At 39.4% G+C, this 13,393-nt stretch carries 11 protein-coding genes; all 11 read right to left on the bottom strand.

The genetic code is table 11. From position 1 onward, the window contains the following. Positions 1 to 29: 29 nt before the first annotated feature. A complete protein-coding gene (rnz, locus tag MHB58_RS08280) occupies positions 30 to 971 on the bottom strand; it encodes a ribonuclease Z (RefSeq protein ID WP_014824071.1) in 942 nt (313 codons plus the stop codon). A 441-nt stretch (positions 972 to 1,412) separates the two neighbouring features. Further along, positions 1,413 to 2,015, bottom strand: a complete 603-nt coding sequence (locus MHB58_RS08275; RefSeq protein WP_340735010.1) for an alpha/beta hydrolase — start codon at positions 2,013 to 2,015, stop codon at positions 1,413 to 1,415. A gap of 33 nt (positions 2,016 to 2,048) precedes the next feature. After that, complete coding sequence (locus tag MHB58_RS08270; RefSeq protein ID WP_008407897.1) at positions 2,049 to 3,032, bottom strand: ring-cleaving dioxygenase; 984 nt, start codon at positions 3,030 to 3,032, stop codon at positions 2,049 to 2,051. 76 nt (positions 3,033 to 3,108) lie between these two features. Then, positions 3,109 to 3,543 carry a MarR family winged helix-turn-helix transcriptional regulator gene (locus MHB58_RS08265; protein ID WP_008407898.1) on the bottom strand — a complete coding sequence of 145 codons (435 nt, stop codon included), beginning with the start codon at positions 3,541 to 3,543 and terminating at the stop codon, positions 3,109 to 3,111. A gap of 127 nt (positions 3,544 to 3,670) precedes the next feature. Beyond that, on the bottom strand, positions 3,671 to 4,609 hold the full coding sequence (locus tag MHB58_RS08260; protein WP_340735009.1) for a TRM11 family SAM-dependent methyltransferase: 939 nt from the start codon (positions 4,607 to 4,609) through the stop codon (positions 3,671 to 3,673). Further along, complete coding sequence (locus tag MHB58_RS08255; protein WP_008407903.1) at positions 4,610 to 5,059, bottom strand: hypothetical protein; 450 nt, start codon at positions 5,057 to 5,059, stop codon at positions 4,610 to 4,612. Positions 5,060 to 5,177: 118 nt separating this feature from the next. Further along, positions 5,178 to 6,662: an MFS transporter gene (locus tag MHB58_RS08250; protein WP_340735008.1), complete on the bottom strand. Its 1,485-nt coding sequence runs from the start codon at positions 6,660 to 6,662 to the stop codon at positions 5,178 to 5,180. Between the two features lie 489 nt (positions 6,663 to 7,151). Further along, positions 7,152 to 8,384: a DNA polymerase IV gene (locus MHB58_RS08245; RefSeq protein ID WP_008407906.1), complete on the bottom strand. Its 1,233-nt coding sequence runs from the start codon at positions 8,382 to 8,384 to the stop codon at positions 7,152 to 7,154. Between the two features lie 30 nt (positions 8,385 to 8,414). After that, the gene (locus MHB58_RS08240) at positions 8,415 to 11,231 is read right to left on the bottom strand and encodes an ATP-binding protein (protein ID WP_340735007.1); all 2,817 of its coding nucleotides are present in this window, start codon (positions 11,229 to 11,231) and stop codon (positions 8,415 to 8,417) included. Then, on the bottom strand, positions 11,206 to 11,586 hold the full coding sequence (locus MHB58_RS08235) for a response regulator transcription factor (RefSeq protein WP_340735006.1): 381 nt from the start codon (positions 11,584 to 11,586) through the stop codon (positions 11,206 to 11,208). Before MHB58_RS08235 ends, MHB58_RS08240 begins: the two co-directional genes overlap by 26 nt. A 17-nt stretch (positions 11,587 to 11,603) precedes the next feature. After that, positions 11,604 to 13,241, bottom strand: coding sequence for a diguanylate cyclase (locus MHB58_RS08230; RefSeq protein ID WP_340735005.1), 1,638 nt, complete (start codon positions 13,239 to 13,241; stop codon positions 11,604 to 11,606). Positions 13,242 to 13,393 lie beyond the last annotated feature (152 nt).

Genomic DNA, 13,393 nt, shown 5'->3' with positions numbered 1-13,393 from the left:
CGTTTACTATACACCTCGATTAAATTCATCTATTCAATTTCCAGCAATTCGTTTTTTCGCCACTCATATTGGCTGAAATCATTTGCTAAATAACTGTTTTCGAAGATCGCTTTTGCTTCTTCCAAAAACGGAATCAGATCATGCTTCAAAAAACGGGCGCTTATATGATTCAAAAGCAAATGTCTCGCTTGTGCCTCTTTTGCAATTTTAGCTGCTTCTGTATTTGTCGCATGTCCATACTTGCCCGCAAGTTCAATTGTGGAATGGTCAAAGGTTGCTTCGTGTACGACAACATCTGCATTTTGTGCTAAACGGATACTGTTCTCGCAATACTTTGTATCCCCTAAAATTGCAACAGTGAACCCTGGCTGTGGTGGTGACGTCACATCGCTGCTTTCCACAACTGTTCCATCTTCCAATTTTACAGAATGACCTGCTTTTAATTGGCCTAATAACGGACCTTTTGGCACACCTAATGCTAAAGCCTTGTCAATCAGCAGCTCGCCTTGCATCGGCTTTTGTTCAATCCGGTAGCCGAAACATGGGACAACATGCTGAAGCGACAGTGCACGTACCGTAAACTTCTCATCTTCAAATACGATGCCATCTTTTACTTCGACAAATTCAATCGGATATGTTAAATGGGTTTTAGATAATTGTAATGTTTGTTCAATCCATTGTTGTAATCCCGCCGGCCCGTAAATTGTGAGCATGTCCTCCCCGCCTAAAAAGGAACGGGAACTTAAAAAGCCGGGCAGCCCGAAAATATGGTCGCCGTGTAAATGTGTAATAAAGATTTTATCGATTTTGCGCGGTTTAACCGTTGTATGCAAAATTTGGTGCTGTGTCGCTTCCCCGCAGTCAAACAGCCAAATAGAGCCCCGTTCTTCCAGCAGTTTGAATGCGATCGAACTCGTATTGCGTTCTTTTGACGGCATCCCTGCACCAGTGCCTAAAAATTGGATTTGCATGTCATTTCCTCCTAACACGAGTTTAGTTTGCCTCATGTAGAAGCTTTTTACTATCGTTGTATTTATTATAGGTTGCAAATAAGTATATGCAAAGAAAAAAAAGGGGCGGCAAAAGAAATGATCATATGGAATGATAAAAATTCCCCTCTTCAACACTTGATTAGCAGAAAAAATTAAGGTCGGCTTTCCTTAATCCTTATTAAAGACCTCCACCTTGGCTAAACTGACTATTCAACTAATCCTTCCTTATCATTAAACATATAGTAATGAAACAAACGATTGGAGTTGAAAAAATGAGCCTAATTTTATGGATGACGGTGATATCCGGAACCTTAATTGCCGTCTTTGCGGATAATAAAAAATGTAAAAAGAAAATCACTTAAGTACAAGAGACCCTTTCCTGAAACCGGAAAGGGTCTTTTATGCATGAACAATCTTTAATTAAAATGTGCGCTCATACCAAGCCTTCGCTTTTTGTACTTCATTCATCGTAAGCTGGTGACCGTTTGATTCCCATTCCAATGTCACGTTCGCGCCTGCATCCGTTAAATAACGCTCCAGATCGATTGCTTCTTGCTGCGGGCAAATCGGGTCATTCACTCCTGCTGCGATAAATACATGTGTGCCGTCTTGTTTCGCAACCGTTGCTTCATGATTCGGGACCATTGGATGATGCAAAATTGCACCTTTTAATGCATTTTCATATTCAAATAACAGGTTCGCTGCGATATTGGCACCATTTGAGTAACCGATTGCAATGATGTTTTGACGGTCAAACCCGTATTCTGCTGCTTTCTCGCCGATAAATTCATACAGTTCTTTCGTACGGAAAGCGAGGTCTTCCATATCAAACACACCTTCAGCTAGTCGACGGAAAAATCGGGGCATTCCATGTTCCAGAATATTGCCTCGTACACTTAAAACCGATGCTTCCGGATCAATGATTTCTGCCAGTGCAAGCAGACTGTTCTCATCTCCGCCTGTCCCGTGCAGCAGTAAAAATACCGGCTTGTCTACTTTACCTTTATTAAAAATATAGTTCATCGGACATTCTCCATTCTCATTTTGATAGTCGAATTACTCGTATTCCTTCTCGATTGTTTTTGTTGAGCGTACTGTATCAATCGGACGCACAACACTTTCAATATAGTCGCGTTTGCTCTCCAGGAATGGCGGCAATGAAAGAATTTCCCCTACTGTTTCATATGGCTCATCGCCCATGAATCCTGGTCCATCTGTTGCCCATTCAAATAAAATGCCTGGTGCTACACGTGCATAGAGCGATTCAAAGAAGAAGCGGTCCACATAGCCTGAAGTACCGAACCCGAAGCTTTCAAGTCGGCCGATCCATTCACGTAATACGGCTGTATCTTCTACTCGGAACGCGGCATGGTGAACAGTACCGAAACCTTGACGGCCAGGCTGTAATACTGTATTGTGCTCGACAATAACCGATGCCCCGTTACCGCCTTCACCTACTTCAAATAAGTGCAGTGAATCTTCTTTACCTGTTTCACGCATTACTAATACCTTCTCAAGAACTTCTTTGAAATAATCAAAGTTCGAAACGCGTACATGAATCGGACCTAAGCCTGTAATCGCAAACTCTAATGGAATCGGACCTTTTTGCCAAGGCGTACCTGATGCGATGCCTTCATTGTTTTCATCTGAGATGAGCATGTATTGCTGGTCATCAAAATCGACAAATGATAATGTTTGCTTGCCGAATAATGGTTTGATGCCTTCATGCTGTACTTTCAGACGGTCAAAACGTTTTACCCAATAATCCAGTGCCGCATCATTTGGCACACGGAAAGCTGTTTTGTAAATTTCATCCGTCCCGTGACGTCCTTTCGGGATGCCCGGAAAATCAAAGAATGTCATATCTGTTCCTGCAGACCCTTTATCATCCGCGAAAAACAGGTGGTATGTTTGAATATCATCCTGGTTGACTGTTTTTTTCACTAGACGCATTCCTAATACATATGTGAAAAATTCATAGTTTTTTTCTGCACTGCTTGTAATCGCTGTTACGTGGTGAATTCCTTTAATATGGTTCATCTGTATGGCCTCCATTTTCTCGATATCGAGATATTAGTTTAAGAAAAATGCACCGAACCCGATGCTTGTAATCAATTTATAATTTGTTCGCATGGTGTCCCACACGCTTTAAATAGTCTGTTAAGTTTTGCAGCTCTTCATCCGATAACACATCAAAAATCGATGCAATCTTCTCTTCATGTGAAGGGAAAATCGATTCAATCATCTGTTTTCCTTCATCCGTTAACGATACAAATGTAACACGGCGGTCTGTCGGACAGGCAACACGTGCAACGAGATTTTTCTTCTCCAGTTTATCGACGACATACGTAATGCTGCTGCTAGCGATCAATACTTTTTTACCGATGATTTGGATAGGCTGATCTCCTTTATGATAAAGCAATTCCATTACGGCAAATTCCGTTAAATTCAGATCATGCTGTTGGATATCTTTTTTCGTCGCTTCTTGGATAGAAGTTTGAGCCCGATGTAAAACAGTAAATGCTTTTAATTGCTTGTCATATTTACTCATAAAGTACCTCCTCCCTTTTATTACGAATTCATTTATCTTTAATTCGAGATAAATATACCATGTATAAAATACAGTGTCAAATAAAAAACGTTCCAATCCAGGTATTCACTGAATTGAAACGTTACTTCTATTCACATATTAAAACTTGGCGTTCGAATTTCCCTTTTTTCAATACGGCTCGATCGATAATCGTTAAACCGGCTTCGTGGATTTTATCGTCCATCGATTCGATTGTCACAATAATGACCCGCTTTGCAATCCGACGGGCATTTGTAATGATGCTTTGCTGCAATTCACTCGTAATATGCGTAAATAAATTGTACGGCATATCAATAATTGCGACGTCATATCCTTCATTCGCCTCTTCAATTGGGCCGATTTCCACATTCGGTTCATATCCGAAGTGGCGGAGATTAATTTGGGACCCCCAAACAACACGTTTATTGATATCGCGTCCTTCAATCGCAATGCCCATACTCATCGCTTCCACAAGCACCGTACCGATACCGCAGCAAGGATCAATCACCTTTAGTCCATCCGGAAACGGTACCGCGATATTGACGATCGCACGCGCATCCCTTGTACTCAGTGCTGTTGAATACATTTCAGGCTTCTGCATATGCTTCAACCAAACCGCTTCACCGTATGTAAGCTTGCCTAAATAAAAGCGCTCCTCATGGCAGACAAGTCCCAATACTACGTCCGGCTTTTCCAGATCCGGTTCGGCATTGATTGCCGAGCTGACACGAATCATATAGTCGTTTCGCATCGAGCGGTTCAGTTTTGGCTGAATTCCATCATGACTATTGTTTAAACAATGAATTTTAAACGTCTTTTGTCCAAGCTCCAGCTGTGCCGCCATTTCTATCAGCTGTTCTATTGAACTCGCTTCATAAAAAATGGCCAAACGTGAACGCATATACGGACTACGACTCGGCTCTATTCTTTCTTGACTAATTAGAACATTTCCTTCCACGTGAAAGTTAAAAAATGTGCGCATTTCCAAACGTGAAAGATCATATTCATCTCTTTGCCAAGTAAAACTATATAAATATTTTTGCGTCATTTATTTTTCGACTGTCGTTATTAATTGCGCAACAAATTGATAAAGCATTTCACAAACTTCTGTAAGAGTCATCTTCTCATGGAAGCCCTCAATGCAGTCAACCGCAATGTTCAGTTCCCAAAGTCCTTCTTGACCAGAGAACGCTGCACTGCTGCTTCCTAATGCAGATTTCACATTGTCTTTCAAATATTGACGAATTACTTCACCATGTTTCTTTTGCAGTTTTAAGCCGAATAATGCCGTATATAGATTAAATGCATCATCAAATTCAAGTGCTACCGCATCAATTCGTATATCATTGAATTGAGTACATTCCACATAAATAAATTCCCCTTGGTTGTCCTTTAAATAGTGGATCGGTGTTGATGCAAATGCGTTACTCTCCGCTGTAATTGTATCTTCTGTTTCTTTACTGCATCGTTCTAAAACTTCTAAATGTAATTGTACCATGATTATAATTCCTTTCGATTCCATATTCGCCCATAAAAAATCACCTAGTCCAGTATACATGACTATCGTTTAAAGCGCATTAGAAAGAAATTTCTTTCAAAACGAAAAAACTGTGTATTTATGAATGATGCATTTTTTCTTTATGCTGAACTTTTACAAATGCGGCACCTGATTTCATAAATGAAAAAAGAACAACGATACAGAAACTAAATAATAATGTCCCTGTAAAGACAAAGCCGGATGTTCCTACTAAATCAAGTGCGCCTAATAGTGAAGACCCTGCGACTACCCCAATGGAGAAGAACGCATAAAAATAACCATATGCTTTGCCGCGATTTTGTTCAGTCGTTGCATCAATTAACAGGGCATTGATAGAAGGGAATAAAAATGCAAACCCGATCCCGTAAATTGCGAGTATTGCATACAGCCAGGACATTTCTGTTGCCAGGCCAATGCCGATCTGAGCAAGTCCGAGTAATAGTACTCCGACAAACAATGTCACTTGCGGATTTAAATAGTCGAAAATTTTGTTCGTCGGTAATATAAAGATTAGGACAGCGACAATTCCGAATACACTTAGTAATGTACCGGATACACGTGAGTCATACCCTAAATCCTGCACGTAAATCGGTAGCAAATACGCAAGAACACCTTGAGAAAACATAAGGAAAAATGCGCCGCCATACGCTTTTAAAATACCGCTGTTCCAATTGAACTTTTCGGTGACCTGTTTCTTATCGCGTTTCGGTAACGGTGATTTGCGTAAAAACAGGAACAAGCCTATCAATAAGAAAATGCCGAACAGCGCAACAATTCCAAGCACATTCGGCACGGAAATTTTGCTTGCTAAAATTCCGCTTGAAGCCGGACCGACAATCGCCGCAATGCCGACAAACGAGCCTGTAACCGCGCTTCCACTCCCCTGTTCGTTGGATGCACGCATATTCGCAAGTAATGTAAAGGCAGCCGGAGTGATAAACCCGCTACTGAACCCATGAATACAGCGAACGATTAAAAGGACCGTCGCATTATCAACAAGCTGGTAGCATAATAACGAAATTGCAGACGTAAACAGGCCAAATACTAAAATGTGAAATGGCCCAATTTTATCAGTAAAAATACCAGAAAAAATATTGCCGAACGTATTCATAAATGAATAAAGACCGACAACAATCCCCGCAACAAACGTTGTCGCGCCAACCGACAATGCATAAGTGCTCATTATCGGCAACTGGACGAACAGATCGAAAAAGGAAAAGAAAATGACGGCATAAACGAGCCATTGTTTCGGAAACGGCTTTGTATGTAAAGTCGGTTGTATTTTTTTCAGTTGATAGTCGAACAGAAAATTGCCGAATGGGATAAATGCGACTAACACACTTAAAAATGACCAGCCGATATGCCATTGAATGCGCAGTTGCACAATGACGATTGCGAGAAAATAAGCTATAAAAATACCGCCGTGTACACTGCCGTTTACCGTCACAAATTGCGGTAAATCCGCGAAATACTTAAGCGGCATGGAAATAAGTAGTAATGTAATGAGCGAAATCCCATCGAGTAAGCCCATTATTCGTAAAAATCGGATCGGATGAATACGCATAGTGTCCTCCTGAAGCATAATATCAATCCTATTATAACATGGGTCTTTCGTAGTTACCTAACTAAATGAAAATTATTCTCACAATACTATGTATGCGTTTGTGAGAATTTAATAAAAGAGGGTGGGACATAACCCAAAAATGCCATTTTTCTCTTAGAGAAAAATGGCATTTTTTTGCTGAGCGTAAAAATTGATTTCCATTTCGGGACGCTTTCCGCGGGCGTGGCCTGAGCCTGTAGTCTCAGGCGTCACGCTATTCCCGCAGGAGTCGCCCTCCATTCCAATCAATTTTATAAAATATCCGTTTCTTAATAAGGTTTTTCACCTTAGCTTATGAAATTTCTACTTCTGTCCCAGCCCCTTTCTCTGCGCGTAAAACGCTGGGTTACTGGCCCACGTCTAATGACGCTCTGAAAGGTCTGCCAACCGCACTATGTTTCCATAAACATTGCAAGCTGTATTAAAGTTTATCTTTAATACAGCTTGCGTTTAATTCGTATGATCTTCCAGAAAATCCTTGCTGAAGCTTGTTTTCGATGCGTAACTTTTTGATTTCACCCGGACACCACGTTTAATGGCCCCTTTTCCGAATTTCTTCTCAATATTATCGACCAGTTCCAAAATAGGTTCGTCTTTAATATGCTGTTCAAAATTAAACAGACTGAGCTGCTGGGTCAATTCGGATTGATCGACAACATTAGAAACGGTAATGCCGATAAGTCGGACAGGTGTCTCATCCCAGTTTTCGGTAAACAGCTTCCAGGCGATTTCAAATATTTCATCGGCCTGACTGACTGCATTACGCAATGTTTTACTGCGTGAAGCATTTTGCCAGTCAAAATTGCGGATTTGAATGGTCACCGTTGTCCCGGCCAAATACTTCACTTTCAGACGTTCAGCGACACTTCTGCTCAGCTTTTCGAACGTTTCTTTCAAAATATAATATTCCGTCTCATCCCTTGGAAGCGTCGTCGAATTCCCGACGCTTTTCGTATCAAATATCGCATTGGGATCAACCGGACGCGAATCAATGCCGTTTGCACGTTTAATCAGGCGAGCCCCGTTTTTTCCTAAATTCCGGATTAACAGCCGTTCATCCGCTTGTGCCAAATCACCAATCGTAAAAATTTGGAGTCCATTCAGCTTCTTCGCTGTTTTTTCCCCTACACCATGCATTGTCACAACTTCCTGCGGCCACAAAAGCTCCGGTAGCTCGCGAATTCTGAGGATAGTGATTCCGAGCGGCTTTTTCATGTTCGATGCCGTTTTTGCTAGGAACTTGTTAGGGGCAATACCAATGGAGCATGGTAGATCGAGCTCATGTAAAATGCGCTCCTGAATCTCTTCGGCCAACTGGAGCGGATGCTGTGATTTGGAGCGTTCCGTTACATCCAAATAGCCTTCATCAATCGATACAGGCTCCACTAAATCGGTATAGCTTCGTAATATTGAAAAAATCGCTGCACTTGCTGCCCGGTATTTTGGAAAATCGGGAGGTAATAACAGGAGTTCCGGACATTTGCGCTTTGCTTCCCCGACATTCATCGTTGTATAAATCCCTTTTGCACGGGCCTCATAAGAGCTTGTCACAATAATGCCGCGCCGTTCCTTTACATTCCCCGCTACGGCAATCGGTTTCCCTTTCAGACTCGGATTATGCGACTGTTCAACAGATGCATAAAAACTGTTCATATCCAAATGAAATATGATTCTCGCTGCCATTTCCCCCACCTCCTTTACCTAGCAGATCCTTTATTGATCTTTCACAAATTTTAATAAAAGTGTTGAAAGTTCTTCTGGTGGATAGGGCTTTGTAAAATACTCTTCAACATTGTATTTATCCATGTTGACGCTTGATTTGTCCAATGCTGAGGAAATAATAATTGGAATTTCCTTTGTATTTTTATGATTTCTTAAAGCTTCGACCAAATCCCATCCATCCATATTTTCTCCCATAATTAAATCGATGACAATACCTACTAATGGAATTTGGATGGCATCATCATAGGCACGTTTCAGGTCATCATGATAAATGATGGTAAAACCTTTGCTTTTCAGCTCTTCCGAAAGTAATAACGCTAAACTCAAATCATCTTCAACAATCATTACCGTACGATTTGATATCGTTTTTTCTTCAGAAAGCTCATTTCGGTTTTCTACTATTTCTTGGTCATACAATGGCAATGTGAAGAAAATAGTCGTCCCTATCCCTTCCTCCGATTCAAGCCAAATGTCCCCTTTATGCTTGGATATAATTTCTTTACTTAACGCAAGTCCTAAACCGGTTCCTCCGATTTTGCGTCGAGAACTGTTGTCCACGCGCTTAAACTTTTGGAATAATGATGGAATTGCACTTTCAGGAATTCCAATTCCGCGATCTTGAATGGAAACTTGCACCGTCTCATTTATATTTTGCATGCGTATTATTATTTCGCCGCCATTAGGGGAGAATTTTATCGCATTGCCGATTAAATTGAACAAGAGCTGGATGATACGCTCTTCATCTGCACTAACAATTGCATTTGTCGATTCATCTACAAAACGGATATTATGCTGCGGATCAATCTGGAAGTTTTTCAGCACATCCTCGATTAAGGCAGTTAATGAGATCTTATTCATTGAATACACTTGTTGACCAGATTCGATTCGTTGAATATCTAAAAAATCATTAATTAAGTTTGTTAGTCGCTTTGCTTCTTTATGAATCGTTTCGATATATTTTTTCTGACGTTCCGGCTTTATTTCTTTTGCCAAAAGCAGTTCTGTAAATCCTAACACACTTGAGAGCGGCGTACGTAATTCATGGCTTACCGTACTTACAAGCTCAGACTTCATCATATCCACTTCATATTCGCTCGTAATATCGCGATGAACAAACATCGTTCCTACTTTTTCATCACCTTCAAATACACTTGTTGCATAAACTTCCACAAAAACCGGACTGCGACCATCTTGTTGAATGGAATAGCGCATCGTTCTCGTATTTGTAAACTCCTCAATAATCGCTATTTTCAGGAAGTAAACGAGCTCATCCGACTCTTCAGCAATTTTCTGGAAATGCTTCAGCCATAGTTGTTGTGGTACTTTATCATCGATTTCTTCAAAAGGATATCGAATTATATTAAATAATGCTTTATTAAGCAGCAGTACTTCCCCATATTTTGATACAAACTGAATTCCTTCATTGGTAGTATCGATGATGGTCTGATTCAGTTTTCTTGAACGTTCCACTTCTTCATACATGAATATTCGTTCGAACGCAATGGAAGCTTGGTTCATATGCCCATTGATGTCGGTTAACTCCTTGCTCGAGAAACTCCGCCCTTCTCTTGTAGCCATTAAAATAGCGACAAGTTTCTTCTCGGAATTCAGAATACAAGTGTACAAGTCATAGTCATTATACGTTGTATTGGCGATATTGCTTGCCGATTTTACCTCACGACAAATTACGAATGTCTTTTCTTCCTCGAGTCGTGCAATCTTGTCAATTTCCAAATGTTTAATTAAGCGTTCCGTAGTTTCTTTCGCCAATCCTTTTGATACAAATTCACCGCTGTCGATTAAATACATCAAGCTCGAATCGAATTCATAAATACTACGTAAATAGTTGTGTAGATCCTCTATCAACTTCTCTTTATCCAACGAAAAAGTCAGTACATGATTCAGTTCATTATACTGCTGTAAATGGCTTAAGGATTGCTGTAATTGTTCCTGATTGCCTTGAAGTTCATCCTGCTGTGCCATCAACTCTTCATTTTGCGTTGTCAGCACTTCTTCCTTCTCTTGAATCGAACGGGTCATATTATAGAAGGAAGTAGCCAATACCCCAAGCTCATCTTCTTTATTTTTTAATGGCGTAATGTCAACATAGTCCCCAGTTGCAAAAGCATCCGTTGCGGTCGTCAATTTTTCGATTGGAGAAATCAGATTTTGGATAACCCGTTTCAAAATAATTCCAATGATTATAAATACGATAATAAACAGAAAAATACAAAGAACGGTCAAAAACTTAATTTGATCAAGCGTCCGGTTAAAATGATCGTTTACAACCATATCCGTTTCTGTCGTATAACTTTTTGTATATGCAATAAAACTGTTTACTGATTCATTCGCACCGCTATTTGATAATTCACGCAGCGCTTCATAATTATCTGCTTCCACATAGGAAACAGCTTTCGGCAATATTTCATTCCGATAAGTGACAATAAATTGATTTAACTCTTCATAAAGAAGGTTTTCCTCGCTAGATAGGGGCATTTCACCAAATTTTTGCAGCTCCATCTCAAATACAGACATTTGATCATATAAAATGTTCAGTTCATTTTTGTCTTTAAATGCATAATAGCCTCTTGCACGGAAAAATATATCATTGAAGCTTTCATTCATTTTCTGAACGAGCTGCTCTTTCTCGCTAATCGCTTCCCGCTCGCTGATTAGCCGCTCATTTGTAACGTTCGTATAAATGAAAAATGCCCCTACAATAATGGTAAATAAAATTATGATGGACCAAAGCATACGGACAAATTGATTACGTATGTTTTTCTTAAATGTCGGAATCAGTCTTGGCATTTATGAGCTCCTCTACAAATGAAATCAGCTTTATCGGGCTGAATGGCTTGGATATGAAATATTGTGCGCCTTTATCCAATGCGAGCTGGCGGTCGGATTCCTGTGATTTTGCTGTCAGCATAACGATCGTTGTATTCGCCTTATACTCATCTGAAAGCTTTTCTATTACTTCCAATCCGGTAAAGTGAGGCATCATATAATCCAGGATAATAAGATCATAGTTATTTTCCTTCATTTTTTCCAAAGCTTCTAAGCCATTTTCAGCTTCCTCAATCGTAAAATCAAAACTTTCCAATGTATCGCAAATAAGCATTCTTAAAATTTCTTCATCATCTACTACTAAAATTTTATTCATCGTTGAATTCCTTTCTTTTACCGAGCTTTTAAAAATAATTGGTTGGCTAATTGAAGCATTCGGTTTGTTACATCCGCGATATTAAATGGCTTTACGATGAAATCATCCGCCCCGTTTGCAAGTGCTTCCAATACATATTCCTCGTCATTGCGGCCTGTCAGCATCGAAACGATGACGTCGTTTGAAGAATACTCTTCGCGGATTTTTTTCAATACATTCATCCCATCCATTTGCGGCATCATGCCATCTAGTAAAATAATATATTTTGTATTCTTCTCATACCAATTCGACTCCAAAAACTTCACGCCATTTTCAAAGGCAGCAACTTCCATCGTAAATTCTTCCGGTACTTGCAGTTTATTAAAATAGTTCGTTACTAAGTTTCGAATTATCGCTACATCATCAATAACAATAAGCTTCAATTTCTGCTTCTTGCTGATTTGCTCTTCTTTTGTAAATAGAACCGTTTGATTTCTTCCGGATGTCTTTGCTTTATACAATGCCTGATCAGCCTGTTCAACTAATGCCTTCGGGTGTTTATTTTGATGATTAATTTCCGCAATTCCTGAAGAAAACGTAATATTAAACGATTGTTCATTCCCTTTAAATGGCTGTTTCCCAACAATCGTACGCAAGCGTTCCATAATACTGAAAGCTGTATTTTTTGACGTATTTGGCATAACAAGAACAAATTCTTCTCCACCAAATCGGAAAAGAATATCTTCCTCCCGTTTTGCCGACATGATTAAGTTCGAAAAGCCTCTTAATACTTCATCACCAACGATGTGGCCATATGTATCATTTATATTCTTAAAGAAATCGATGTCAGCAATCGCAATCGAAAATTGTTCACCTCTTTTTTCAAATTGCTCCATTAGAAATTCCAACTGGGTATTCATATATTTCCGGTTATAAAGTTGTGTCAGTTCGTCTGTCATAATCGAAAGTTCAAGCGCCTGCTTAAAAACTAGACGGTTTCTTACATATGAAATTAAAATATCGGCATCCAGTGGTTTCTTTATAAAATCAAGCGCACCCAGATCATATGCCTTTGCACGGTTCCCTTTACTGTCATCGACGCTCATTATTGTAACAAACATATGATTGGACTTGATTTTATTAATATTCTCCAGTATGGAAAAGCCGTTTATATCCGGTAATTTGATATCTAAAAATACGAGGGCCGGATTCAGCTCATAAATCAGCTCTAAACCCCGTTTCCCATTATGGGCAACAATGACCATAAAACCTTTTGATTCTAAAATATTCTTAATATACGAGGCAAACACAATATCATCGTCAATTACTAGTATAAAGTTATTTTGTTTTGACCTTTTTATAAAAGGTAGATCATTTTCTTCAGTCTGACTGCGCTTCACATTTTTTTCAAAAAAGCTTACGGTTTCTTCAATTTGAAATAGAAATGCTTTCCAGTTTTCTTTTTCCCAACGTTTGCTGCTTTTTTCTTCTAATTGTTCAAGCTTTGTTGCCGCAATTTCGGATAACCCTTCCATCCCAATTGAGCCAGCAGTCCCTTTTAAATTATGAAGAAATGTATAGATTTCCTGTTCCTCAACAGTATTTTGCTGTTCCCAATTTTGAATTGTTTCAGTAATTCGATCACACATCATAATTTTATATTTATCGTTTAACACCAATTCATCCCCTAAAATCAAATGACTTAATCTTTAGTATAAAGGCAGAAATGAAATTTGCTATATCCTTATGAAAATATTTGTTTATTTTCCATAAAAACCGCAAAAAAAAATGTTTTGCAAAGTTCCCGCAAAACATCTTTTGATATTTA

This window comes from Solibacillus sp. FSL K6-1554 (assembly GCF_038005185.1).
In the GTDB taxonomy this organism is placed as follows: Bacteria; Bacillota; Bacilli; order Bacillales_A; family Planococcaceae; genus Solibacillus; species Solibacillus silvestris.
The sequence above is the reverse complement of the archived record's forward strand: the minus strand, read 5'-3'. Positions and strand labels throughout refer to the sequence as shown.